Source organism: Massilia haematophila (assembly GCF_042647645.1).
GTDB classification, from domain to species: domain Bacteria; phylum Pseudomonadota; class Gammaproteobacteria; order Burkholderiales; family Burkholderiaceae_D; genus Telluria; species Telluria haematophila.
In genome coordinates, this window is sequence record NZ_JBHRVV010000001.1 from 1,323,369 (window position 1) to 1,347,337 (window position 23,969).

Here is a 23,969-nt window from a genome sequence, read left to right on the forward strand (position 1 = left end):
GCCGGCGTGCGTTCCCGGGCAGCGCATGCCCGGGAGTGTCCGGGTAATTTCTTCAAATTCGCCGGCGGCCTTCATGCGCGCCGGCGCATCCGGTACTTCGGCCAACCGATCCCTGTCCGCTCATGTCCCGACGTGGTGGAGCAGGGCGCCGCTATCGATTCGCAAAGGCGCTGTCGTCTCCCCGCCCCCCTGGGAGGCAGGTAAGCAGGTAGCCAAGCATCGAAGCGTCTGCGGGGCTTGGAAGGAATGCTTGCACTCGGCGCGCAAACGGTTTAATGTTCAACATACTTAACATTTTTTAGGACTCGTCATGCGTTTATCCGAGATTGGCGCTCGCATCAGGAAGCAACGGTCGGAGCTCGGACTCACACAGGAACAGCTCGCCAGGCTGACGGAGCTGTCGCGTACGACGATCAACCAGCTGGAGAACGGCACATTGCGTGATCTCGGCTACGCCAAGCTAGCTCACATCTTGGGCGTGTTGGGACTGGACCTCCAGGCTGAGCCGGCAAAAGGCCTGAACCATGCACTTGCCGTAGCTGCAAGGACGGCCAGCACCAGCTACAAGACCCCGCTTTCCCCCGAAATCCTGGCGCAAATGCTGGAGTCGGGCGAAGCTCGTCCCGAATTCCGTCCTCACTTGATGACCTTGCTTGACGAGACGCCGCTTCCTGTCGTCGTGAAGGCTGTTTACGAGGCCGCCCAACACTCGTCGACCGTGACGCCACGAAAAATAATCCAGCATCTCGCAAGCTGGGCTCACGAACTGCATGCGCACCGAACCGTATGGGGATGAACCAGCCGGAAAACTGGAAGGAATTGTTCCGGCATGCGCTGTCGCTGATCGACGATGTACTTGAGCGCGGCACGAAGAACCTCTACTGGACATTTGGCGGCGGGACAGTGCTGATGTTGCGGCATAATCATCGCTTCAGCAAGGATATCGACATTTTCGTTCCAGATCCGCAAGCACTAGGCTATGTCAGTCCGCGTTTGAGTTCACGCGCCGAGAACCTGACTACCGATTACACGGAAGCGGCGAATTTCGTCAAATTGTTTCTAGCTGAAGGCGAGATCGATTTCGTGGCATCGCCCAACCTGACCAAGGATCCCTATGTTCTGCAGGAACTGCTGGGGAGAGAGGTGAAAGTCGAGACCTCCGCCGAGATCATTGCTAAAAAATTCTGGCATCGCGGCAATCGATTGACGGCCCGCGATCTGTTCGATTTTGCTCTGGTGGCCGAGAAGGAGCCAGAGGCGTTGGACGCTGCGGGTCGATTCCTGGTCAAGCACGTCGATACCATTCTGCTGCAGCTCGAAACGAACGCCGAGCAGCTCAAGATGCAGTTTGAGGCAATTGCAACCCTGGATTACACACCAACGTACGAGCATGCCGCGGGTCTGTTAAGAGAGCGGCTGTCGGTTTTTAGCTCAGCACTCCAGGATGGGGCTACGCCCAGTTCCCGGCCGTAGCACGTTGATGCAGTAAATGAAGACGTTGGCGGCGAGCGTGGGCCGCTGCGTAGGTGCGCTCGCCGCGCGTCTACGGCGGACTTCGGCGCCTGGGAGCGGGCTTGCGCCCCGCCGGCAGCCGGGCCGGCCTCAGAGGAAAGACTCGGCCTGGGCCAGCACGGTATCGCAGGCCTTTTTTGTGACCTCGGCCGTCAGGCCGCCGCCCAGGTTCAGCATGTTGCCGTTACTGCCGTGTAGCAGACCCTTCCGGCCGTCGCTGTAGCCCGGGTCCTTGTTCTCGCTGCCGGCGGGGAGCTTGCCCATCAGCTGGTCCTTGACGGAGGACGCACCTTCGCCGCTCAGGTAATTGTTGCCGATGCAGTACTGCAGCAGCCCGGCGACATTCCCCATGCTGCCGGACGTCATGGGGCCGCTCGCCATGCCGGCCAGTCCTTTCAGGCCGCCGCCGTGGCCGCCCTTGTTCAACAGGCCTTCGACCTGGGCGCCTGCACTGTGCGGCAGGAGCGTTGCGGCGAACACCAGGGGCGCCAGCCCCGACATCACAAGTTTCATCATGCACCTCCGCGCAGTCTCGCCGCCATGGTCGGCCCGGAACGGCGTGCGCGCAATGGGGCCTTGGTCCGACTCCCGGCGCCCGCGGTTGGCGGTACGGCTTTGGTCCAATTGCCTGCGGACGGCGGTTTACATAATGCTCGGGTGGAGGGAGGAAAGAGCGGTGTTCAAGAGTACGAACCCAGCTTCCACCGCGGCGTTCACATCGGCTTTCACGGCTGCATTTTTCCTCGTTGGACTGGCAGGGTGCGGGACGACGCCGCTGACGGTGGACGACGGCCGCCCGTTGGACAGCCGGCTCATCGCGAACATGCGGGACTTCAGCGATGCGGCCGTCTCGTTCCGACCAGCCATCGTACGCTCGGCCGCTGCCGCCGACAGCGGCTGCGCCAACGAGTATGAATTGCCGTTCGATGCCATGACCACCTATGGCCTGGACGACGACATCCGCGTGGCCTGGGTGCGCGCACTGGGCCTGGACGAAAACCTGACGGTGATCGCCGCCGACCCGTAGTCCGGCCTGCGCGCCGGCGACGTGCTCGCCGAAGTCGATGGATACAAGAGCGGCGACAAGCTGCGGATGGCGGAACAGCTGGTGCAAGCGCGCGACCGCGGCGTGCCTTTCACGCTCAAGCTCGACTCCGGCGAGGAGCTCACGGTGTCGCCGTTCAGGCTGTGCCGCGGCCGGGTGCTGGTCGCACCGCCGCTCGATCCGGCGCTGCAGCGTTATCACTGGACCGAATCCGTGCATCCGCTCGAGATCGTTCACCAGCCTTTGAGCGCGGACGAAGCGGAATGGATCGTCCTGTGGACGCAGGGACTGTCCGAGGGGGGCGGCGCGCGCATGAAAACCTACGCCTTCATGGTTGGCACGTTCAAATGGCTCTCCGTGCTGGGGCTCGGATTTGCCACCAGCAGCGCGGTCGCGTCAGCGCGCGCAGGCGCCGCCGCCGGGACCTCGGCCACCGGCCAGATCGCGGCGACCGAGCTTGCCGGGCAGGCGGCCTCGCTGATGGCGCGGTCGGCGGCGAACCGGGCCTCGCTGTCCGGCGTCAGCCGCGTGGCGGCGGGCGTGTTCGACCGCGCGGACAAGTGGGCGTTCGAGAATATGCGCAGGCTGGGCATGGATCCGCGTGCGGGGCTCAGCCTGCACCGGAAACTGGTGGCGCAGGGGGCTGCCTCGAACGCGTTCCTGCTCGACGAGAAGCGCTTGCGGGCGATGCAGGCGCTGGTGGCCGGCTTGCCCGGCAGCCGCGCTCAGGCGCGTGCAAGGTAGCCGGCTTACGCGTCTCGATGCGTCAGATCACTTCCAGCGGCACTTTCCGTTCGGGCGGCGGGAAGGCGCGATCCAGCGCGGCCATGTCCTGCGGCGACAGCGGTATGTCGAGCGCCTTGCCGAGCTGCCCGACGTGGCCAGGCGTGCCCGCCTTCGGCAGCGCGATCGTCGCATCGTTGCGCAGCACCCAGCGCAAGGCGATCTGGGCCGGCGTTGCGCCATAGTCCGCGGCAAGGCGCAGCAGCTCGGGGTCGCCGAGCAAGCGCCCCTGTTCGAGCGGGGAATACGCCATGACCGGGAGCGTGCGCTGCCGGCACCAGGGCAGCAGGTCGAACTCGATGCCGCGTCGCGTCAGGTTATACAGCACCTGGTTGGCCGCCACCGCCTCCCCGCCGCGCAGGGCGAGCAGTTCCTCCATGTCCGCCGTGTCGAAGTTGCTGACACCCCAGTAACGGATTTTCCCCGCGCGCAGCAGCGCATCGAAGGCCTCCAGCGTCTCTTCGAGCGGCACCGCGCCAGGCCAGTGCAGCAGGTACATGTCGACGTAGTCGGTGCCAAGCCGGCGCAGGCTGTTCTCGCAGGCGTTGAGCGTTCCACGCCGCGTCGCATGGTGGGGAAGCACCTTGCTGACGATGAAGGCATCGGTCCTGCGGCCGCTGAGCGCCTGGCCGATCAATTCCTCGGCGGCGCCGTCGCCATACATTTCCGCGGTGTCGATGACGTTCATCCCGCTGTCGACGGCGGACCGTATCGCATCGAGTTCGTTCTGCCGGTTTTCGGGACGCTCGCCCATGTGCCAGGTACCCAGGCCGAGCACCGGCACCTGCTCTCCGGAGGGAAGTCGGGTGTAGCGCATGACTCTACCTTTCTGAAAAAACAAGCTGCATGATATGGATCGCCATTCTGGCACGGGCGCACGATGAACGGGTGCGCGCGCCTCCGATCCGGCGCAGGTCGGAACTGAAGCTTTCTGAATGAAAACAAAAAATTGAACTTCGCGCCGCACCGCCCGTCTTACAGGTTGCCGCTCTCACCCTGCCCGTCATTACCTGCGAGTGATGACGGCGCGACAATACGCGCGGCCAACCGGCCACAGACTGCGGAGCGACAGCGTGACCACGGACAACGGATCGGCAAGCGGTGAGCATCCCGGCGTGTTGGACCGGCGGCAGCTCATCGAATGGCAGCTGGCCGAGGTCCAGGGAATCGGTCACGTCGGCACCTGGGAATTCCACCCGCCTTCCGAACAGCTGGCCTGGTCCGCCGAGACCCGCCGCATCATGGGAGTCGACCAAAGCGGCTTCGACGGCAGGATCGAGAGCTATCTGGCGTTGATCCACCCGGACGACCGGCGCGCAGTGGTGGCCGCGATCCGGGAGAACCGGGAGCATCCGCGCCAGACCGAGCTCGAGCACCGTATCGTCCAGCCGGACGGCACGCTGCGCTACGTGCGCGTGCATGGGGTGCCGTACCGCGACGAAGCGGGGCAGCTGATGCTGGCCGGTACCTTGCACGACGTGACGGAGGCACACCAATCGACCGCGGAGCTGCAGGCGCTGTCGCGCAGGCTCCTGGGAACGCTGGAGGCCATGGCCGACGCCTTCTATACGCTGGACAGGCAATGGCGCTTCACCTACCTGAACGCGGCGACCGAGCGGCTGCTGCGGCGCCCGCGCCATGAGTTGCTCGGCAAGGTCATGTGGGACGAGTATCCGGACCTGGTCGGGACGCCCTTCGGGGACCAGTACGAGTTCGCGATGGCGCGCCGGCAGGCGGTCGCATTCGAGGAGTACTACGCGCCGCTGCGGGTGTGGAAGGAGGTACGCCTCGTGCCCACGGATGAAGGCCTGGCCACCTATACCACCGAGATTACCGGGCGCAAGCGCCTGCAGGAGCTGGAGCGCGAAGCTGCCGAGCGCTTCAAGATGGTGGCCCGCGTGACCAGCGACATCATCTGGGATTGGGATGTCCCCAACGACCGCCTCTGGTGGAGCGAAGGGGCCCAATCCGTGTTCGGATACGACGCGGACGCCTTCGGGAACGGGCTCGACGACTGGGTATCGCGGATCGCGCCGGAGGACCGCGAGCGCGTCGTCGATGGCGTGTACGCGGCCATGAACGAGGGGCGGGAAACCTGGACCGGGGAATACCGCTTCCTGCGCGGGGACGGCTCCTACGCCACCGTACGGGACCAGTGCGTGTTCAGGCGCAATGCCGAAGGCGCCACGCTCAACGTGATCGGTTCGATGCTCGACGTCACCGCGCAGATGCAGGCCGAAGCCGCGCGCCGCGAGGCCGAAGCACGCAACCGGCTGCTGGCCTCGCTGCTGGACAAGGCCCACGATGCGATTTCGGTATCCGGCATCGACTTTCGGATCTCCTACTGGAACCAGGGCGCGGAACGGCTGTTCGGCTGGACCGCCGCCGAGGCGCTCGGGAAGACCAAGGTCGAGCTCCTTATGCTGGCCACGGACGACCTGGAACGGGCGCAGCGCGCGGTGTTGCGCAACGGCGAGTGGCGCGGCGAAATCGCCAAGCGGCGCAAGGATGGCCGCCCGGTGCCGGTCGAATCGCACCTGACGCTGGTGCGCGGCGACGATGGCCAGCCGCAGGCGGTGCTGGAGATCGAAACCGACATCACCCAGCGCAAGCAGGACGAGCATGCGATCCTGAGCCTGGCATTCTTCGACCACCTGACGCGCCTGCCGAACCGGCGCCTGCTGCTGGACCGCTTGCGGCACGCGGTCGCGGCGACCAAGCGCGACGGCCATGGCGGCGCGCTGCTCTTCATCGACCTGGATAACTTCAAGACCCTGAACGATACGCTGGGGCACGACAAGGGCGACCAGCTGCTGCAGCAGGTGGCGCGGCGCCTGGAGGCGCGGGTGCCGCGGCGCAGCGATACGGTGGCGCGGCACGGCGGGGACGAATTCGTGATCGTGCTGGAGGACCTGAGCGCGCAGCCGGAAGAAGCGGCGGCCCAGGCCGAGCGCGTCGCCGAAAAGCTGATCGAGGCATTCGACCAGCCGTTCCAGCTCGATGGGCACCAGCACCACGCGAGCCCGAGCATCGGCGTGGCCCTGTTCGACAAGGACATCCGGGACATCGACGAACTGCTCAAGCGCGCCGACCTGGCAATGTACCAGGCCAAGGCGGCCGGGCGGCACACGATCCGGTTTTTCGACCTGCACATGCAAACGGTGGTCAATGCGCGCGTCGAGCTCGAGGCCGACCTGCGCCGCAGCCTGCGCACCCAGGGATTCACCCTGCATTACCAGCGCCAGACCGACAGCAACGGCCAGACCGTGGGCGCGGAGGCGCTGCTGCGCTGGGAGCGCCCGAGCCGCCAGGACGTCTCGCCTTCCGTGTTCATCCCGCTGGCCGAAGAGACCGGGCTGATCCTGCAGCTGGGCGAGTGGGTGCTGGAAGCGGCATGCCGCCAGCTCGTGTCCTGGGGCAGCCGGCAGGACACGGCGCACCTGACGATGGCCGTCAACGTGAGCGCGCGCCAGTTCCGCCAGCAGGCCTTCGTGGACCAGGTCCTGCAGGTCATCGCGCGCACCGGCGCGGATCCGCGCCGGATCAAGCTCGAGCTGACCGAGAGCCTGCTGGTCGCGAACGTCGAGAATACGATCGACACCATGCATGCGCTCAAGGAGAAGGGCATCGGCTTTGCGCTCGACGACTTCGGTACGGGATATTCCTCGCTTGCCTACCTGAAGCGCCTGCCGCTGGACCAGCTGAAGATCGACCAGTCGTTCGTGCGCGACGTGCTCACCGACCCGAACGACGCCGCGATCGCCCGCACCATCCTCGGGCTGGGCCACACCCTGGGCCTGGACGTGATCGCTGAAGGCGTCGAGACGGCCGACCAGCGCAACTTTCTCGCCATGCACGGATGCCGCGCGTTCCAGGGTTACCTGTTCGGGCGGCCGGTGGCGGCGGAGCAATTCTGAGGAGCTGCCCCGAGGAGCCGCCTTTGCGGTGCCGGATCGCCCCGGGTTGCCACTACAGCGGTGTAGTATCGTGTCGATCCGGCTGATCCGGACTTTGTTCCTGTCGCTTTCGCCTTCCGTCCACGCATTCTTTTGGAGATCCAGCATGTTCACAGCAATCCTGCTCGACAAGAACGATGACGGCGCCACCAGTGCCCGGCTTGCCCAGCTCGACGAACGCGCGTTGCCGGCCGACGGCGACGTATTGGTGCGCGCCGACTATTCGACGATCAACTACAAGGATGGCCTGGCCATCACCGGCAAGGCGCCTGTCGTGCGCAGCTGGCCGATGGTGCCGGGCATCGATGGCGCGGGCGAGGTCATCGCGTCGTCGCATCCGGACTGGAAGGCGGGCGACGAATTCATCCTGAACGGTTGGGGTGTCGGTGAATCGTACTGGGGATGCCTGGCGCAGCGCGCCAGGCTGAAGGGCGGCTGGCTGATCGCACGGCCGCCGGGCATGTCGGCCCGGACCGCGATGGCGATCGGGACGGCGGGCTACACCGCGATGCTGTGCGTGATGGCGCTGGAAGAGCAGGGTGTCGCTCCCGACAGCGGCGACATCCTGGTAACTGGGGCATCCGGTGGCGTCGGCGGCATTGCGGTCGCACTCCTCGCGAACCGGGGCTACCGCGTGGTCGCGTCCACCGGCAGGCTGGCCGAGGCCGATTACCTCGCATCCCTGGGCGCGGCCGAGGTCATCGACCGCGCAGCCCTGTCCACGCCGGCCAAGCCACTGCAGAAGGAGCGCTGGGCCGGGGTGGTCGATTCGGTGGGCTCGCACACGCTGGCCAATGCGGTCGCACAGACCCGTTATGGCGGCAGCGTCGCGGCATGCGGACTGGCCCAGGGGATGGATTTTCCGGCCTCGGTGGCGCCGTTCATCCTGCGCGGCGTCAGGCTGATCGGCATCGACAGCGTGATGGCCCCGCCGCCGAAACGCGTGGCGGCATGGGCGCGGCTGGCGAAGGAACTGGACGCCGACAAACTGGCAGCCATCACGCGGGAAATCGGATTGGCCGAGGCGCTCGTCCAGGCGCCGGAGCTGCTCGCCGGCAAGGTGCGTGGGCGGCTGGTGGTGAACGTCAATGCCTGAACGAGACGCACCAGGGCACACCGGGGCACACGGGCCGCGTGCCGGTCGGCAGCATCCGCACGCCAGCCCTATTTTTTCTGGTACACGAACGGCGGCATGGCCTTCAGTGCATCCTTCGTCGCCCCAGGCAAGGTCAGCTGTTTATTCTGGAGCTTCAACTGCTCGGCCGGAATGGCAACGTCCCGTTTGCCGAGGCCCAGGAACCCGCCGACGCCGATGATCGCATACGAGGCGGCAGGTGTATTGCCGGCCTTGCCTGGAGAAATGATCAGGTCGTCGATCGTCCCGATCTTGTCGTTCTTGTCGTTGACCACCGTCTTGCCGAGCAGGTCGCGCTTGGTGCTCCATCCGACGACGACTTCTTCCATCTGGATCACGGTGACCCCCAGCGGCGCCCGGCCGGCAACCGGAGCGGCGGGCGCTTGCGCGGTCGAGTGCGCAGGCGCCTGTGCCGATGCGACGCCTACCCAGAGCGGGGCAAGCGACATCGTCAAGAGTGCGATGAAACGTTTCATGATGCCTCCTTCGCGGCGATCCAGTCCCATTCATCATAGGACCGTCCACCATGGGCGCGAGTGCACAGCGCGCGGGTGAAGGTCAAGCGGCCTTGATCTGGCTCAAGCCTCCCTCGCGCCCGCGCGGCGCAGTCCTGGCACCAGCGGCACTCCACAGGCGCTTGTGTTCTAGGGTGCGAACACCGCGCGCACGCAGCCGTCCTTCTTGTGCTTGAACATGTCGTAGCCGCGCGGCCCGTCCTCGAGCGAGAAGCGGTGCGTGGCGAGGTAGGCCGGGTTCAGCTCGCCCTTCTGGGCGTGCGCCAGCAGGCGGTCCATGTAGGCCTGGCCGTGCTGCTGGGCGCTGCGCACGGTCATGCCCTTGTTCATGATGACGCCCATCGGGAACTTGTCGATCAGGCCGTAGACGCCGAGCACCGACAGCGTGCCGCCCTTGCGGCAGGCCATGATGGCCTCGCGCAGCGCCTGGCCGCGGTCGGTCTCCAGGCGCAGGGCCTGCTTCACGAGGTCATAGGCGTACTGCGGTCCGGTGCCGTGCGCCTCCATCCCCACCGCGTCGATGCAGGCATCTGGGCCGCGCCCGCCGGTCATCTCCTTGAGCACGTCCAGCACGCTGTCGACCTGCGTGTAGTCGATCGTTTCGGAGCCGGCGTGCTCGCGCGCCATCCGCAGGCGCTCGGGGAAGCGGTCGATCCCGATCACCTGCTCGGCGCCCATCAGGCGCGCGCTCTGCTGCACCATCAGGCCGACGCCCCCGCAACCCCAGACCGCGACCGTGTCGCCCGGCTGGATGTCGCAGAAATCGGCCCCCATGTAGCCGGTCGGCGCCGCATCGGACAGGAACAGCGCAGTCTCGTCCGCTACCCCGTCGGGGATCTTGAAGCAGTCGTTGTCGGCAAACGGCACCCGCACGTATTGCGCGTGCGCGCCCGCGTAGCCGCCGAAGGCGTGGGTATAACCGTAAATACCCGCCGTCGGATATCCGCCGAGCAGCGGCTCCTGCAGCTCGGGCTTCGGGTGCGTGTTGTCGCACAGGGAGTAAAGCTTGTGCTCGCAATACCAGCATTGCCCGCATACGATGAACGAGGGCACGACGACGCGGTCGCCCTTCGCCACGCGCTTCACCGCCGGGCCGACTTCCTCGACCACGCCCATGAACTCGTGGCCGATCACGTCGCCGGCCTTCATGGTCGGGATGTAGCCGTCGATGAAGTGCAGGTCCGAGCCGCAGGTCGTCGACAGGCCGACGCGCAGGATGGCGTCGTGGGGGTTCACGATTTCGGGGTCCTTCACCGTGCCGACACGCAGGTCGTTCACGCCGTTCCAGTAGAGTGCTCGCATGTCGTGCTCCTTGGTGTGCTTAGTGGGTGTCGGCGCGGGCGGCAGGCTGGCGCGCGGTGGTCGGGATCTCGCCGGTCTCGACGAGGTTCTTGAAGCGCCGCAGCGCCGCATCGGCAACCATGTCCAGGGGCGTCGCTCCGAGAAGCTTGATGAGCCCGTCGCCGAGCGGGCCGCCGGGCGGGTCGAAGCGGATGCGCAGGGTGGCCACGGTGCCGCGGCCGGCCGGGGCAGGGTGGAAGCGCACCCATCCCTCGTTCGGGATGGCGGCGCCGGGAAGCGTGCGCCAGCCGATGCCCTCGCCGGGCCGGTCGACCGTCTCGGCCTCCCATTTCCAGGCGCGCCCCAGCGGTCCCTCGACCTTCCAGTGCGTGCGGCCGTCGCCGGCCGCACGCACGGCCGCGAAGCTGGCCATGACCTGCGGCAGCGTTCTCGCGTCGAGCCAGGAAGCGCGTAGTTCGTCCACGGTCTTGCCGATCGTGATCGAGCGCTCCACCTCCGGCGCGGCGCCTGCTCCCCCACGTTCCGACTGCGCGTTGCGCATCGCACCGACCGCGCCGGCGACAGCGGTCACGGCGAGCGCCGCGGCGCCTTTCCTGCGGCCGCCGAGACCGGCCAGGATGGCTGCGGCCCCGAGCGCGAGGGGAACCCAGCCAATGTCCTGCACCGGTCCACTGCCCGGGGCACCCGCGGAAGAGCGGCCGTGCCGCGATGACCTGCCTTGTTGCTCATTACCGATACCGCTTGCCATGATCGATCTCCCTTGTGTATTGGACGCCGAACAGGACCTCAATCTCCTGGCCGCCGCAGGCGCCATAGCTGCGTCGGCAGGGCCAGTGGCGCGTCCCGGTTGAAGAAAGCCGAGTCCTGGATGCGCGAGTTGGTCACGTACAGGCTGCCGTCCGGTCCCTGGCTGAAGGTGTCGGGCCAGCGCAGCCGCGGATCCTGCACCACGGTGCGCAGTCCGCCGGCCGGGCCCTGGGCCAGGTCGCGCGCCTTGACGGCGTTGTCCTCGATGGATGTGAGATACAACGTATCGCCGTCGGTTCCCGTGCGACGGTCGATCCAGAGCCCGTCCGTGGGCCCGACCCTGCCGTAGGGCTGAACCTGGGAGGAGACATCCTCCCCGGCCAGGCCCCGCACGAGCGCCGCGGTCCGGATCCGGTACAGGGTGGTGCCGGTGAGCGGCTTCCAGTACAGCCAGGCGCCGTCGGACGAGAGGGCGATGCTGTCGGCGGCGAACAGCACCGGGCGTCCGTCCGGATAGCGCAGCGGTTTGCCGTCGGTGCGCACCACGACGCCTTTTTTCGGCTGGGTCGACGGATGACCGTCCAGCACCCGGCGTGCGCGGCCAGCGGCCAGGTCGACCACGACCAGGGCGCCGCGCTGTCCGGCGTCCGTCAGGTAGGCATATCTGCCGTCCTTCGAGAAGCGCACGTCGTTCAGGTAGGAGCCGGGAATCGCGACATCCTGGTCGAAGCGGATCACCTGGGCCACCCGGTCGGTGGCGAGATCGATGCGCACCAGTTTCGGCCCGCCGGGCACGAGGCCGTCCACGGCCGGGGCGGCGGGGTCGACCACCCAGACACTGCCGCGGCCATCGGCCACCACGCTCTGCACGCAGACCCAGTGATCCGCTGGATCGAGCTCGTCGCGCCGGACGTTGCGCCAGGCATTCCATCGGTCGTCGGGATAAGGACGCAAGCTGCCGTCCTTCATGACTTCGGCGACCGAGACCGGCGAGTCTTCCGTCCAGCGTGGAAAATTCACGAAGATGCGGCCGCGTTCGCTGACGGTCACGCCGGTGACCTGGTGTTCGAACTGGGCCGCCTGCTGCAGCACGTTATCGGCGCGGCGATGCGTCGATTGGACCTCTTGGGCCCCCTGTGCCGTCTGGGTTTGCGCCGGCGCGGGCCCGGAAGACAGGCCGGCTCCCGCAAAGACGAGTGCGAGAAACATGGGTGCGATTCGCATGACGCTTCCTTTCTGACAACGACTGCCCGGACTAGGTGGACGCCCATTCTGGCACGGTAAACGCGATCCATGTGTAGGCGCACATCCCGACCCGGGTAGGCTCCCGGACCGGCGCGTTGCACCCGCGCCGCATGTTCAAGAACGTTGCGGGGAGGGGCGCCGCGCAAGCTATTCGGTTGGCCAGGTCGATAAAGAAAAAGATGTGAACGAGGCCCTTGTTATCTGAAGTCCCGCGATCACTGTGAGTGGATACCTCCTCGGCGCGTCGATGCTCCGGTGGTGGTAGAGGCGGCCACGGGCTTCCCGCGGTTTCATCAACAACTGCCGGGGGCAGGCGTGTCCTGTCACGCGGGGCGGGCTGCATCCAGGTGGATACTAGGAGCAGAATATGAAAGCAGTTGTCTATCGAGGACCCAACCAGGTAGCTGTCGAAGACGTGCCGGATCCCAAGATCGAACGTCCGACAGATGCCATCGTCAAAATTACCAGCACCAATATCTGCGGCTCCGACCTGCACATGTACGAGGGGCGGACCGATTTCGAACTGGGCAGCGTCTTCGGCCACGAGAACCTCGGCGTGGTGGTGGAAGTCGGGCCGGCGGTCGAGCGGCTCAAGCCCGGCGACTGGGTGTGCATGCCCTTCAATGTCAGCTGCGGCCACTGCAAGAACTGCGAGCGCGGCCTGACCAACTACTGCCTGAATGCGAACCAGCCGGGCATGGCCGGCGGCGCCTTCGGCTTTGCCGGCATGGGCCCCTGGCAGGGCGGCCAGGCGGAGTACCTGCGCGTGCCCTGGGCCGACTTCATGTGCCTGAAGCTGCCGCCGGACGCCGAGCAGAAGCAGGCCGACTACGTGATGTGCGCCGACATTTTCCCGACCGGCTGGCACGCGACCGAACTGGCCGGCATGAAGCCCGGGGATGCGGTGGTCATCTATGGCGCCGGGCCGGTGGGCCTGATGGCCGCGCACTCGGCGATGATCAAGGGGGCCTGCAGCGTGATGGTGGTCGATTGCCATGCCGACCGGCTCAAGCTGGCCGAGTCGATCGGCGCGATCGCCATCGATTATTCAAAAGAGGACCCGGTGCAGCGGGTCATGGACCTGACCCATGGGCGGGGCGCGGACGTGGGTTGCGAATGCGTCGGCTACCAGTGCCACGACCACCATCACCACCGCCAGGAGCGCCCGAACCTCACGATGAACAACCTGGTCAACTCCGTCAAGTTCACCGGCGGGATCGGGGTGGTCGGGGTGTTCGTTCCACAGGACCCGAACGGTCCCGACGCATTGGAGAAGGAAGGGAAGATCGCGCTCGACTGGGGCATGCTCTGGTTCAAGGGACAGCGCGTCGGCACCGGCCAGTGCCCGGTCAAGGCCTACAACCGGCAACTGCGAGACCTGATCCACGCCGGCCGCGCCAAGCCCTCGTTCATCGTCTCTCACGAGCTGAAACTGGACCAGGCCCCGGACGCCTACAAGCACTTCGACGGGCGCGAGCACGGTTGGACCAAGGTGATCCTGCATCCGGGTTCCTGAGGGCGCCGCACACTGATTTGCCAGTAAGGCCCGCACTTCGATAACGACCGTAGCGCCATCGGTGGTCTCCTACTTTTTCGGTCCGATGGCGGCCGCTGTCGGAGTGCGGGAGCAATCTTGTCAGGAGGTTTTTATGCTAGCGACTAATTTCCGCGGACCATACCGGATCCGCGCTTCGCAAAAGCCGGACCCAGTGATCGAACACCCGGGCGACGCCATCGTCCGCGTGACACGCGCCTGCATCTGCGGCTCGGACTTGCACCTGTACCACGGCCTGGTGCCCGACACGCGTATCGGGCACACCTTCGGCCATGAATTCGTCGGCATCGTCGAGGAGGTCGGCTCGGCGGTCGAGACGCTCAAGCCGGGCGACCGCGTGCTGGTGCCGTTCAACCTGTTCTGCGGCTCCTGCTTCTTCTGCCAGAAAGAGTTGTACAGCAACTGCCACAACACCAACCCGGAAGCGACGGCGGTGGGCGGCATCTACGGTTACTCGCACACCACCGGCGGCTACGACGGCGGCCAGGCGGAGTTCGTCCGCGTGCCGATGGCCGACGTGGGGCCGTACAAGATCCCGGACGACATCGTGGACGACGACGCCGTGTTGCTGACGGACGCGCTGCCGACCGGCTACCAGGCCGCGGAGATGGGCGACATCCAGCAAGGCGACACCGTGGTGGTGTTCGGCGCCGGGCCAGTCGGCATCTTCGCCGCCAAGTCCGCCTGGCTGTTCGGCGCCGGCCGCGTCATCGTGGTCGACCACATCGACTACCGCCTGGAGTTTGTCAAGCGCTACGCCCGCTGCGAAGTCATCGATTTCCGCGAGGTGGGCGACGTGGCCCTGCACATCAAGAAGATGACCGACTGGCTCGGCGCCGACGTATGCATCGATGCCGTCGGCTGCGAGGCGTCGGGCAGCCTGGCGCAGACCCTCACCGGGCGCTGGACCATGCTGCAGGCGGGCGCGGCGACCGCGCTGTTTTGGGCCATCAACTCGGTGCGCAAGGGCTGCAACGTGTCGATCGTCGGCGTCTACGGGCCGACCTTCAACGCCGTCCCGATCGGTAACGCACTGAACAAGGGCATCACGATGCGCATGAACCAGGCCGCCGTCAAGCGCCACGTGCCGCACCTGATCGAGCACATCCGCCAGGGGCACCTGAACCCGAAGGAAATCATCACCCACCGGGTGCCGTTGGAGGAGGTGTCGGACGCTTACCACATCTTCTCGAGCAAGTACGACAACTGCATCAAACCCGTACTGATCCCTCCGCGCGCAGGCTCGGCGCGAGCGATGGCGACCAGCATCATCCATTGAAGGAGCAGCCATGGACACCGAAATCGCCCGCCGCGACCTGGCCGAGCAGCGGCGCCACCCGCATCACCACGGCCACGTGGACTACGAGCGCCAGCTCGACTACGACCTGAACCGGCACAGTCCGCCCATCGAAACGCTGCGGGCCATCCCCGGCTGGGGCTCGGACCTCGACAAGAAGAACCGGCCGGCCGTGCCGATGGAGCGCACGCCGCCACGCTTCATCCACGTGCCCGAGGGACAGCCGGTGCAGCAGGCGCAGACCGTCGAAGTGTTCTGCTCGCCGGAGCGGCCGGGCATCACCCCGATCTTCGGCACGGCCCAGCCGCCCAAGTGGCTGTCGGGCGCGATCAGGCGCCTGGCCTACAAGCTGCCGGAGAACGATCTGCGCCACTGGCTGATGCTGATCGCCGCCGACCGCGTCAACATGGTCGAGGGCATCGTCGACGACCTGGCGCACGGTCATGTGCCCAACGTGCTCGGAGAAATGGGTATCCGCTCCGAGCTGCGCTACAACCCGGCTGGGCTGGTGCGCAAGGCGCTGATCACCACTGCCTTGGTGGGCGGCATCATGGCCTTGCGCAAGCGCCGCAGGGGTTACTGAGTCCGCCGGGCCGCTCCGTCCGGGCGCGCCCGTCGCCCCGCGTTCGGCAGGCGAGGGCTGCGGACGCGGGGAGGGCGGCGATACATCGCGGACGACACGAACCGAGCGCGCATGTTCCCGGTTCCTTTCCAGATTCAATCTTGTTGATCACCGGAGGCAAACATGAAGCCGGATAGTGCCCAACCCACGGCGCAGGCCGCCCAGGCATCCCAGCCCAGCGCACACGGCGCGATGGCGGGCGCCGCCCACGACCAGGAACTGCCGGAAGTCGACCTGCTCAGCCCGCTGGCCCTGCGCAGCCTCACCCTGCGCAACCGCATCGCCATGGCGCCGATGTGCCAGTACTCGGCCGAGGAAGGCATGGCCAACGACTGGCACCTGGTGCACCTGGGCAGCCGGGCGGTGGGCGGCGCCGGGCTGGTGATCGTCGAGGCGACCGGCGTCACCTGGGACGGCCGCATCACCCCAGGCGACCTGGGCCTCTGGAGCGACGATCACATCGAACCCCTGGCGCGCATCGCCCGCTTCGTGAACGACCAGGGCGCGGTCGCCGGCATCCAGCTCGCGCACGCGGGACGCAAGGCCAGCACCGCTGCACCGTGGACGGGCGGCGCGACGCTGAAAACGCCCGAGGAGGGCGGTTGGCCGGTGGTGGCGCCCAGTCCGATTCCGTTTCACCCGGGCGACCCGACGCCCGTCGCCCTCGGCGAACCCGGCATCGACGCCGTCGTCGACGCCTTCGAGGCCGCGGCCCGGCGCGCCCTTGTGGCCGGGTTCAAGGTGCTGGAGATCCACGCCGCGCACGGTTACCTGCTGCACCAGTTCCTGTCGCCCCACAGTAACCAGCGGGACGACCAGTACGGCGGCAGCCTGGAGAACCGGATGCGCCTGGTGTTGCGCGTGACCGAACGCGTGCGCGCCGTGGTTCCCGGCGAGCTGCCGCTGTTCGTGCGCATTTCCGCCACCGACTGGGCCGCCGGCGGCTGGGACATCGAACAATCCGTGGAATTGTCGCGGCGCCTCAGGGATCAGGGCGTCGACCTCATCGACGTGTCGACCGGCGGCAATCTGCCGACCGCGCGCATTCCCGTGGCCAAGCGCTACCAGGTGCCGTGCAGCCGCCGTATCCGCGAAGACGCCGGCATCCTCACCGGCACGGTCGGGCTGATCACGGATCCGAAGGAGGCCGACGACATCATTACCGGCGGCGACGCCGACCTGGTGCTGCTCGGGCGCGAACTGCTGCGCGAACCGTACTGGGCGTTGAAGGCCCAGCATGCGTTCGAGGAGGAGCCGGCCTGGCCGGTGCAATATGGCTACGCGGTGAAGCGGCGCGCGAAATAACCGCGGTTCGCTGCCTTGAACCGCGCCGGGCGCGCGGCTGAAGCAGGCAAGACATCGTCCGGACCGGATCAGGAACGGAGCCGGCGCAGAGATTCGGTCGGACGGGGCTGCGCGGTACGGTAAACGAACGGCTCGCCGTGGCGCCGTCCATGCAATTCAAAACACCGCATAATCTATATTATGTTAAATACAGGATTGAGCCGGCCGTTTGCACGTCCCTTTCCTGGCGCCTCATGGAGGAGCTCCCGGGCAGTCGATAGTAGCTACCCGACGGCGGTCCGGCACCCGCAAGCGCCGGCAACCGATGCTCCTGCCGAACTCAGACCAGGACCTTTCCCGTCATCCTCGACAAAATCGCCAGCGGACTCGCTTCCACGTCGACCTGTTCCGCCGGCGCCAGCTGCACGGTCATCTCCAGCAGGTATTGCCCGGACATTGCCGCATGCGAGGTCTGGTCCGAGAAGCACACCCACGTCGAGCCCGCCGGGAAGTCGATGCGCTGCTGTGGTGCATTCTGCTGGTAGTCGGGATCGGACTTCATCGCATCGTGCATTTGCAGCATCAGGTGATCGTATTCGCTGCGCAGCGACTTGGTCACGTGGAGCAGTTGCAAGGCCTTGGCCTTCAGCGGCGAATACCTGGCCAGGCGCGGCAGGAAGCGTTCGGCAACCTGCTCGAAGGGCTGTCCCACACGCCAAACGCGCGGCAGGCCTTCCGGATTCACGTTCGAGAACACCCGCAGCAGCCGTTCGCCGCGGTTCGGGCGGGATGGGAATGCATCGATATGCAAGCGCCGGTCGTCCGCGCGCCACGACTGCACGCGCGTTTCGACCTGCGCCGGCCGGAAGCTGACCGGCCCGCGTCGGAGCTTGCCGGCATAGGCAGGAAACAAGGAAGCGAGCAAACCGTCGGCCTGTTGCCGGAACCGGGCCATCATCGCCGCCAGCGCCAGGCTGGTGTCAGCTTCGCCTGCCGCTCCCTTGAGCCTGTCGTTGGCGTCCAGGCTGATATTGCGGCTCTTTGGATCGCGGATGCCAGGCGTGAACAGTACCCACTCTGCGGGCAATGGTTCGAAGGCAAGCGAGGGAAAGTAAAGAACCTTGCCGGCCTCGAGGGCCGCACTCCAGTTGCTGCCGGAAGGTTCATGCGGCAGGCTGCGAATCTCGACAATCTGCGGTTCCATCGCGCCAGTATTCGCCTTCTCAGGCGGGAGCCGCACTCGCACGATTGGGTTGCTTAATCAAGATCAAAGATTCGGGACCTGTTGGCTGCAGGCAGTATCACAGGCGAAGGTGCTTCCATACGCGCCTGGTGGCAACCCCGATCGTCCCGCAGGAGGGGCCTGCCCGTCCCGGACGGCACCTGCGTTCGCCATGATACGAACTCGACATTACAGTAAATAATGTCGAGTTAAAGAAAAAAGATCGCCATGCCCGCAGTGTGCAGCCCTTCGTGTTTGAAGGTCGAGCCGAATTGGCGGAACTGTTTTATTGCGTGGCGTGCATCCGGCGCCTGGCTGCTCAGGCAAGCGCCGGTCGAGGTGCAACCGTTCCCGTCATCCGGACCGTACACGGTCACAAAACGGTCCATCGGACGGTCCAGCATGGCGGCCGTGTCATCGGGGCCCTTCCGACATGCCAACATGGGAAACCAGCTCCCAGGGCGAGCCCGCACAGGATGTGCTTCCCTTCCCTGGCGAGAGACAGGCGGGGACGCTACGCAATCCTGCGCACCGATTCCCTGACCATCAGCCCGAGCTGCGGGATCTCCACTTCCGCCTGCTTCTGCCCGAGCATGGCCAGCATCATGCGGCCGATCCCCTTCCCCACCTCGTACAGCGGCTGCCGCACGGTGGTCAAAGGGGGCGTCGTGTACATCGAGCTGTGCAGATCGTCGAAGCCGATGATCGAGATGTCGTCCGGGACCCGGATGTTGCTGCGATACAGGGCCAGCCTCGCCCCGTAGGCGCTCAGGTCATTGCTGGCGAAGATGGCAGTGAAGCGCTGGTTCGTCGCCAGCAGCTGGTTCACCGCCAACAGCCCGCCGGACTCCTGGAAGTCGCCGGGAACGATGAGGGCCGGGTCCGGGGTGATTTTGTGGCGTGCCAGCGTGTCGCGGTAGCCGGCCAGGCGCGCCTGGGCGTCCTCGTGGTCTTCCGGTCCCATGATGAAGGCAATGCGGCGGTGCCCCTGCTCCACCAGGTGGTCGACCGCGTCGCAGGCGCCTCGGTAATTGTCGAGGCAAAATCCCATCAGGCGCTCGCCTTCGAGCTTGCGGCCGAAGGCCACGATCGGGACGCGTTGCGAGTAGCCCTGGATCTGCCCGTCGCTGAGCTTGCCGGAGAGGATGGCCACCCCGTCGACGCGGCGGCCGATCAGCAGTTCGACGCGTTCGGCTTCTTCGTCGGCATGCCAGTGGCCGCTCATGATCAGCAAGGCATAACCTGCCTGCTTGACTGCGTCCTCGATGCCGATCATGGCCTGGCTGAAGTAGCCGCTTTCGAGCGACTGGGTCAGGACCCCGATGGTGCGCGTGCTGCCCATCTTCAGGCTTTGCGCGAGACGGTTCGGCTTGTAGTTCAGCTCGTCGATGACGCGCTCGATGGTCTTGCGCTTGTCGTCGGAGACCTTGGCGGTACCGTTGAGAAAACGCGACACCGTGGCCGGCGACACGCCCGCGGCGCTGGCGACCTCGTACAAGGTGGCGGTGCTGCTGTCGTCGTTTTTCATGCGTGGTGAATAGTGGCGGCACCGACGGGGGCGGGTTGACTGAAGTATATCATGCGTTTTTTCGTTCTTTCCCAAGGGCTTACGGAACCGGGACGCCGAATGCCGGCGCGGCATATCGGGTCTCGTGAAACGCTTTCATGGCGGTGCCTCTTCACATCCAGGAGACACCCGCGCAAGCCAGTTGCAAAAATTGTTTGACTTCCGGATAACACGTAATCTACCATGAAATCGTTTTCACGGCGGATGAAATCGGTTTCACAACAAAGACGCCGGCTGACGTAAAAATCAATAATTCCAAATTGGAGACACCATGCAAACCTCTGCACCGCAACGCGGGCGGTATGCCCACGCCCAGATCCGCCTCGCCGTCCTCGCCCTGCTGGCCAGCATCGGCAGCGCCCACGCCCAGGACCAGTCCAGCACGCAAACCCCGATCCAGACGCCGGAGGCGAACGCCGCCGCGGCGGTGCCCGCCCAGCCGGCCAACCTCGCCGGCGCCGGCGCCGACGCGAACGTCATTCCCGAGGTGCGCGTCACGGCGACCAAGCGCAATACCTCGCTGCAGAAGACGCCGGTGGCGGTCACCGCCCTCAGCGCGGCGGCACTGGCCGACAACCACGTCCAGACCATGCTCGACGTCGTCGCCCTGGTGCCGGGCTTCCAGGCCACCGCCCAGGGCGACCACGGCGTCACCACGATGACCCTGCGCGGCATCGGCAACGACAGCGCCAAGACCCAGTATGCGGATCCCGAAGTGGCGTCGTTCGTCGACAACGTCTATTCGCCGCGCGCCGAAGGCGCCACCGCCCTGCTGTTCGACGTCGAGGGCATCGAGGTGCTGCGCGGTCCGCAAGGTACGCTGTGGGGCCGCAACTCGACCGTCGGCGCGGTCAACATCCAGACCGTCAAGCCGACCCTGGACAGCCGCTCCGGCTATGTCGAAGGCGGCATCGGCAACTACCACCGCTATGGCGCGCGCGGCGCCTTCAATGTGCCTCTGTCCGAGAATGCCGCCCTGCGCTTCGCGGTGGTGCACGAGCAGCACGACGGTTACGTCGACTACCAGAGCTTCCCGGGCGTGCCGCTCGAATCCCAACGCCAGGCCTTTGTCGCCGACGGCGGCGACCCGGCCGCCTTCCGCCCGATCAATCCGAACAACTACGCGGTCGGCAACCAGAAATACAGCGCCCAGAACCAGACCGCCGCGCGCGTCTCGCTGCTCTGGCAGATCAACCCGGACCTGCGCTGGAACATCGCCTAGGAGAATTTCGCCGATCGCGGCACGCCCAGCGCCAACCTGATGCAGCAACCGCGTCCGGGCCAGAAGCACTGGTCCACCCTGAGCGACAGCGCGCCCTGGATCGACCGCGACAGCCACAACGTCCGCAGCCGCCTTTCCTGGGACCTGAACCAGGACCTGGCCCTGCACTACATTGCCGGCTTCTCGAAGTACCGCGGCTCGATGCGCTTCGACCAGGATGGCGGCGCCGTGGTGCCGACCAGTATTCGCACCGGCGGCGTGTGGCAGGAGCACACCACCGTCGACTCGCACTACCGCAGCCACAGCCACGAGCTGGAACTGCAGTCCCTGGGCAGCAAGACGGTCGACTGGCAGGCCGGCCTCTATTACGCCGCCGAGAAGAACGACATCCGCTTCGACATCCCCGTCTTCAACGGCACCCAGGAAGGCACGGTCTCGTGGCAGGGTTCCTTCATCCAGCCGGAGGAAACGGTGGAATCGGCCGCTGCCTTCGGCCAGGCGACCTGGAACGTGAGCGACGCGCTGCACCTGACCGCGGGCGTGCGCTATACCCACGACAAGCGCGAGAACGTCGGCGGGCGCGCCTACAACTGGACCGGCGGGCCCGGCATCCCGGTGGTGCCGCTGAATCCGTCGATCGACCCGCGCCAGCCGGGCCAGGGCTGTACGCCGGGCGTGCCGGGCAACGACGGCGTCTTCAAGGGCAGCAAGGTCACCGGTCTTCTGCGCGTCAACTATGACCTGGACCGCAACAACATGCTGTACGCCAGCGTCGCCACCGGCTACAAGTCGGGCGGAGTGCAGGATCGCGGCCTGACCTACGAACCCGAGACCCTCACCAACTACGAGATAGGCTCGAAAAGCACCTTCCTGAATGGCGCCCTGCGCATCAACAACGCCCTCTTCTATTCCGACTTCAAGGACTTCCAGTTCAATTCGCCCGTGAATTTCTCGGACGGCAACCGCGGCCTCGCGATCGAGAACGCCGAAGGCGCCGAAGTGTATGGCCTCGAGAGCGAAATCGCGGCCCGCGTCGGGACCAACGGGCGCCTGCAGGTCACCCTGGCCCTGCTCAAGGCCGAGCTTGGCCGCCTGGTGGCCGGTTCCAACGACTATACGCTGCCGACCTGTACGGTCGACACCAGCATCGCCACCTGCCTGGACGTTACCGGCAACAAGATGCCGCACGCGCCGCGCTTCTCGACGACCATCCAATACCAGCACAACTTCCACGTGGGCAGCGACGGCGCGCTGTCGCCGCGCATCACTGCCCACTACGAGACCGACGCCGAGCTGAGCGTGTTCAACCTAGGGCCGGAAGACCGCCAGGAGGCCCATGCGACGGCCGACCTCGGCCTGCGCTACCAGAACGGCAAGGGCTGGTGGATCGACGCCTGGGTCCGCAACGTGAGCGACAGGAAGATCAAGACCAGCGCCTTTAACGGCTTCGGCCCGTGGCTGGCCCAGTACAAGCCGCCGCGCACGTTCGGCCTGAATACCGGCTTCGACTTCTGACTCGCCGTACCGGCGGCGCCAGGCCGGCGCCGTCCTGCGCAAGGCTGGCGTTCCCACGGGGACGCCGGCAAGCGCATCTCTTTGCCCAACGAAAGCTATGTTATGAAACCGATTTCAGTATCCGCGCGCGATTTCCCGGACGACTTCGTCTGGGGCAGCGCCACCAGCGCCTTCCAGATCGAGGGCGCCGCCAGCGCCGACGGCAAGGGGCCGTCGATCTGGGACAGCTTCTGCACCCGCCCCGGCGCCATCAATGACGGCAGCGACGGCAAGGTCGCCTGCGACCATTACCACCGCTACCGGGAAGACGTGGCCTTGTTACGGGCGCTGGGCGTCGACGCCTACCGGTTTTCGATGGCCTGGTCGCGTGTGCAACCCGCCGGCAAGGGTTCCTGGAACGAGGCCGGCTTCGGTTTCTACGACCGCCTGCTCGACGAACTCGCCCGAAACGGCATGGCAAGCCACCTGACCCTGTATCACTGGGACCTGCCCCAGGCCCTGCAGGACGAGGGCGGCTGGCTGAACCGCGACACGGCGCAGCGTTTCGCCGACTACGCCCATGAGGTGAAACGGCGCTTTGGCGACCGGCTGGCGACGATCGCCACCCACAACGAGCCCTGGTGCACCGCGAACCTCGGCTACGGCAACGCCCAGTTCGCGCCGGGCGTGGCCGACCTGAAGCAGAGCGTGCAGGTATCGCACCACCTGCTGCTGTCGCACGGCCTGGCGATGCAGGCAATGCGCGCGGCGCCGGGGGCGGCACGCCTGGGCATCGTGCTGAACCAGTGGACCGCCCATCCGGCCACCGATTCGGATGCCGACCGCGCCCTGGCCTAATGGGAGTACGACCGCTCGGTGCGCTGGTTCATGGACCCGCTCTTCAAGAAACGCTACCCGGCCCTGGCCCTGCGCGCGCACGGCGCGAATGCGCCGCGGATCCAGGAAGGCGACTTCGACATCATCGCCCAGCCGCTCGATTTCCTCGGCTGTAACTACTACTTCCGCTCCTGGTGCAGCGCCGAGGAACCGCCGCGCCCCGCGCCGGCGCCGCATGGCACTACCGACATGGGCTGGGAGATCTATCCTGAAGGCCTGTCGGAACTGTTGCTCAAGCTCAAAGGGGAATATCCGCTGCCGCCGATCTACATCACCGAGAACGGCATGGCGCGCGCCGACCAGGTCGAGGGAGGCCGGGTGCACGACCCGGAACGGATCGCCTTCGTGCAGGGCCACCTTGCCGCCCTGCGCGATGCGATCCGGGCCGGGGTGGACGTGCGCGGCTACTTCCTGTGGAGCCTGCTCGACAACTTCGAATGGAATTCCGGTTACGCCAAGCGCTTCGGCATCGTCCACGTCGACTACGCCACCCAGCAACGTACGATCAAGGACAGCGGTTACTGGTACCGCGATTTCCTGTCCGGCCGCGCGCGCTGACACCCAAAGGA

At 66.3% G+C, this 23,969-nt stretch carries 21 protein-coding genes and 1 pseudogene; 13 read left to right on the plus strand and 9 right to left on the minus strand.

Annotated elements, in window-relative coordinates:
* Nucleotides 1–310: 310 nt before the first annotated feature.
* Both ACFOPH_RS05945 and ACFOPH_RS05950 read left to right on the plus strand, forming a co-directional pair.
* The gene (locus ACFOPH_RS05945) at nucleotides 311–796 is read left to right on the plus strand and encodes a helix-turn-helix domain-containing protein (RefSeq protein ID WP_379734142.1); all 486 of its coding nucleotides are present in this window, start codon (nucleotides 311–313) and stop codon (nucleotides 794–796) included.
* Entirely contained in the window at nucleotides 793–1,473 is a 681-nt protein-coding gene (locus tag ACFOPH_RS05950) for a nucleotidyl transferase AbiEii/AbiGii toxin family protein (RefSeq protein WP_379734144.1), read from the plus strand. The genes ACFOPH_RS05945 and ACFOPH_RS05950 overlap by 4 nt, the downstream gene beginning before the upstream one ends.
* A gap of 129 nt (nucleotides 1,474–1,602) precedes the next feature.
* Here ACFOPH_RS05950 and ACFOPH_RS05955 read toward each other — a convergent pair whose 3' ends face one another.
* Nucleotides 1,603–2,028 (minus strand): DUF2501 domain-containing protein, encoded by a 426-nt coding sequence (locus tag ACFOPH_RS05955; protein WP_312551134.1) that lies wholly within the window; start codon nucleotides 2,026–2,028, stop codon nucleotides 1,603–1,605.
* A gap of 160 nt (nucleotides 2,029–2,188) precedes the next feature.
* Here ACFOPH_RS05955 and ACFOPH_RS05960 point away from each other — a divergent pair, with 160 nt between their 5' ends.
* Nucleotides 2,189–2,539, plus strand: a complete 351-nt coding sequence (locus ACFOPH_RS05960) for a hypothetical protein (protein ID WP_312551135.1) — start codon at nucleotides 2,189–2,191, stop codon at nucleotides 2,537–2,539.
* 21 nt (nucleotides 2,540–2,560) lie between these two features.
* Nucleotides 2,561–3,301: a hypothetical protein gene (locus tag ACFOPH_RS05965; protein ID WP_379734146.1), complete on the plus strand. Its 741-nt coding sequence runs from the start codon at nucleotides 2,561–2,563 to the stop codon at nucleotides 3,299–3,301.
* Between the two features lie 22 nt (nucleotides 3,302–3,323).
* On the opposite strand, the gene ACFOPH_RS05970 is transcribed toward ACFOPH_RS05965, so the two are convergent.
* Nucleotides 3,324–4,157 carry an aldo/keto reductase gene (locus tag ACFOPH_RS05970; protein WP_312550290.1) on the minus strand — a complete coding sequence of 278 codons (834 nt, stop codon included), beginning with the start codon at nucleotides 4,155–4,157 and terminating at the stop codon, nucleotides 3,324–3,326.
* Nucleotides 4,158–4,413: 256 nt separating this feature from the next.
* Here ACFOPH_RS05970 and ACFOPH_RS05975 point away from each other — a divergent pair, with 256 nt between their 5' ends.
* Together ACFOPH_RS05975 and acuI are read left to right on the plus strand one after the other, a co-directional pair.
* On the plus strand, nucleotides 4,414–7,257 hold the full coding sequence (locus ACFOPH_RS05975) for an EAL domain-containing protein (RefSeq protein ID WP_379734148.1): 2,844 nt from the start codon (nucleotides 4,414–4,416) through the stop codon (nucleotides 7,255–7,257).
* A 145-nt stretch (nucleotides 7,258–7,402) separates the two neighbouring features.
* Entirely contained in the window at nucleotides 7,403–8,392 is a 990-nt protein-coding gene (acuI, locus tag ACFOPH_RS05980; RefSeq protein WP_379734150.1) for an acrylyl-CoA reductase (NADPH), read from the plus strand.
* Between the two features lie 68 nt (nucleotides 8,393–8,460).
* On the opposite strand, the gene ACFOPH_RS05985 is transcribed toward acuI, so the two are convergent.
* The 4 genes from ACFOPH_RS05985 to ACFOPH_RS06000 form a co-directional block, all read right to left on the minus strand.
* On the minus strand, nucleotides 8,461–8,907 hold the full coding sequence (locus ACFOPH_RS05985; protein ID WP_312550287.1) for a PRC-barrel domain-containing protein: 447 nt from the start codon (nucleotides 8,905–8,907) through the stop codon (nucleotides 8,461–8,463).
* 168 nt (nucleotides 8,908–9,075) lie between these two features.
* Nucleotides 9,076–10,248 (minus strand): zinc-dependent alcohol dehydrogenase, encoded by a 1,173-nt coding sequence (locus tag ACFOPH_RS05990; protein WP_379734152.1) that lies wholly within the window; start codon nucleotides 10,246–10,248, stop codon nucleotides 9,076–9,078.
* Nucleotides 10,249–10,267: 19 nt separating this feature from the next.
* Nucleotides 10,268–10,819, minus strand: coding sequence for an SRPBCC family protein (locus ACFOPH_RS05995; RefSeq protein WP_379734154.1), 552 nt, complete (start codon nucleotides 10,817–10,819; stop codon nucleotides 10,268–10,270).
* 215 nt (nucleotides 10,820–11,034) lie between these two features.
* Nucleotides 11,035–12,219 (minus strand): L-dopachrome tautomerase-related protein, encoded by a 1,185-nt coding sequence (locus ACFOPH_RS06000; protein ID WP_379734156.1) that lies wholly within the window; start codon nucleotides 12,217–12,219, stop codon nucleotides 11,035–11,037.
* A 388-nt stretch (nucleotides 12,220–12,607) separates the two neighbouring features.
* Between ACFOPH_RS06000 and ACFOPH_RS06005 the strand changes: the two genes are divergently transcribed.
* From ACFOPH_RS06005 to ACFOPH_RS06020, 4 genes are all read left to right on the plus strand, one after another.
* The gene (locus ACFOPH_RS06005) at nucleotides 12,608–13,756 is read left to right on the plus strand and encodes a glutathione-independent formaldehyde dehydrogenase (RefSeq protein WP_379734158.1); all 1,149 of its coding nucleotides are present in this window, start codon (nucleotides 12,608–12,610) and stop codon (nucleotides 13,754–13,756) included.
* 133 nt (nucleotides 13,757–13,889) lie between these two features.
* Entirely contained in the window at nucleotides 13,890–15,074 is a 1,185-nt protein-coding gene (locus tag ACFOPH_RS06010) for a zinc-dependent alcohol dehydrogenase (protein WP_379734160.1), read from the plus strand.
* A 10-nt stretch (nucleotides 15,075–15,084) separates the two neighbouring features.
* The gene (locus ACFOPH_RS06015) at nucleotides 15,085–15,675 is read left to right on the plus strand and encodes a hypothetical protein (protein ID WP_379734162.1); all 591 of its coding nucleotides are present in this window, start codon (nucleotides 15,085–15,087) and stop codon (nucleotides 15,673–15,675) included.
* Nucleotides 15,676–15,906: 231 nt separating this feature from the next.
* Entirely contained in the window at nucleotides 15,907–17,019 is a 1,113-nt protein-coding gene (locus ACFOPH_RS06020) for an NADH:flavin oxidoreductase/NADH oxidase (RefSeq protein ID WP_379737863.1), read from the plus strand.
* Between the two features lie 319 nt (nucleotides 17,020–17,338).
* On the opposite strand, the gene ACFOPH_RS06025 is transcribed toward ACFOPH_RS06020, so the two are convergent.
* The 3 genes from ACFOPH_RS06025 to ACFOPH_RS06035 form a co-directional block, all read right to left on the minus strand.
* Nucleotides 17,339–18,202, minus strand: coding sequence for a Kdo hydroxylase family protein (locus tag ACFOPH_RS06025; protein ID WP_312550280.1), 864 nt, complete (start codon nucleotides 18,200–18,202; stop codon nucleotides 17,339–17,341).
* Nucleotides 18,203–18,429: 227 nt separating this feature from the next.
* Nucleotides 18,430–18,624: a hypothetical protein gene (locus tag ACFOPH_RS06030; RefSeq protein ID WP_379734164.1), complete on the minus strand. Its 195-nt coding sequence runs from the start codon at nucleotides 18,622–18,624 to the stop codon at nucleotides 18,430–18,432.
* 110 nt (nucleotides 18,625–18,734) lie between these two features.
* Complete coding sequence (locus ACFOPH_RS06035; protein WP_379734166.1) at nucleotides 18,735–19,748, minus strand: LacI family DNA-binding transcriptional regulator; 1,014 nt, start codon at nucleotides 19,746–19,748, stop codon at nucleotides 18,735–18,737.
* Nucleotides 19,749–20,058: 310 nt separating this feature from the next.
* Here ACFOPH_RS06035 and ACFOPH_RS06040 point away from each other — a divergent pair, with 310 nt between their 5' ends.
* The 3 genes and pseudogenes from ACFOPH_RS06040 (at nucleotide 20,059) to ACFOPH_RS06050 (ending at nucleotide 23,958) form a co-directional block, all read left to right on the plus strand.
* Nucleotides 20,059–21,009, plus strand: coding sequence for a TonB-dependent receptor plug domain-containing protein (locus ACFOPH_RS06040; protein ID WP_379734168.1), 951 nt, complete (start codon nucleotides 20,059–20,061; stop codon nucleotides 21,007–21,009).
* Between the two features lie 39 nt (nucleotides 21,010–21,048).
* Complete coding sequence (locus ACFOPH_RS06045; RefSeq protein WP_379734170.1) at nucleotides 21,049–22,524, plus strand: TonB-dependent receptor; 1,476 nt, start codon at nucleotides 21,049–21,051, stop codon at nucleotides 22,522–22,524.
* A 102-nt stretch (nucleotides 22,525–22,626) separates the two neighbouring features.
* Nucleotides 22,627–23,958 (plus strand): annotated as a pseudogene (locus ACFOPH_RS06050) (GH1 family beta-glucosidase).
* Nucleotides 23,959–23,969 lie beyond the last annotated feature (11 nt).

Coding starts and splice junctions, on each gene's coding strand:
- ACFOPH_RS05985 (WP_312550287.1), bottom strand. CDS start 8,907: ATGAAACGTTTCATCGCACTCTTGACGATGTCGCTTGCCCCGCTCTGG.
- ACFOPH_RS06035 (WP_379734166.1), bottom strand. CDS start 19,748: ATGAAAAACGACGACAGCAGCACCGCCACCTTGTACGAGGTCGCCAGC.
- ACFOPH_RS06040 (WP_379734168.1), top strand. CDS start 20,059: ATGCAAACCTCTGCACCGCAACGCGGGCGGTATGCCCACGCCCAGATC.
- acuI (WP_379734150.1), top strand. CDS start 7,403: ATGTTCACAGCAATCCTGCTCGACAAGAACGATGACGGCGCCACCAGT.
- ACFOPH_RS06015 (WP_379734162.1), top strand. CDS start 15,085: ATGGACACCGAAATCGCCCGCCGCGACCTGGCCGAGCAGCGGCGCCAC.
- ACFOPH_RS05950 (WP_379734144.1), top strand. CDS start 793: ATGAACCAGCCGGAAAACTGGAAGGAATTGTTCCGGCATGCGCTGTCG.
- ACFOPH_RS06005 (WP_379734158.1), top strand. CDS start 12,608: ATGAAAGCAGTTGTCTATCGAGGACCCAACCAGGTAGCTGTCGAAGAC.
- ACFOPH_RS05990 (WP_379734152.1), bottom strand. CDS start 10,248: ATGCGAGCACTCTACTGGAACGGCGTGAACGACCTGCGTGTCGGCACG.
- ACFOPH_RS05970 (WP_312550290.1), bottom strand. CDS start 4,157: ATGCGCTACACCCGACTTCCCTCCGGAGAGCAGGTGCCGGTGCTCGGC.
- ACFOPH_RS06000 (WP_379734156.1), bottom strand. CDS start 12,219: ATGCGAATCGCACCCATGTTTCTCGCACTCGTCTTTGCGGGAGCCGGC.
- ACFOPH_RS06010 (WP_379734160.1), top strand. CDS start 13,890: ATGCTAGCGACTAATTTCCGCGGACCATACCGGATCCGCGCTTCGCAA.
- ACFOPH_RS06020 (WP_379737863.1), top strand. CDS start 15,907: ATGGCGGGCGCCGCCCACGACCAGGAACTGCCGGAAGTCGACCTGCTC.
- ACFOPH_RS05945 (WP_379734142.1), top strand. CDS start 311: ATGCGTTTATCCGAGATTGGCGCTCGCATCAGGAAGCAACGGTCGGAG.
- ACFOPH_RS06030 (WP_379734164.1), bottom strand. CDS start 18,624: ATGCTGGACCGTCCGATGGACCGTTTTGTGACCGTGTACGGTCCGGAT.
- ACFOPH_RS06045 (WP_379734170.1), top strand. CDS start 21,049: ATGCAGCAACCGCGTCCGGGCCAGAAGCACTGGTCCACCCTGAGCGAC.
- ACFOPH_RS06025 (WP_312550280.1), bottom strand. CDS start 18,202: ATGGAACCGCAGATTGTCGAGATTCGCAGCCTGCCGCATGAACCTTCC.
- ACFOPH_RS05955 (WP_312551134.1), bottom strand. CDS start 2,028: ATGATGAAACTTGTGATGTCGGGGCTGGCGCCCCTGGTGTTCGCCGCA.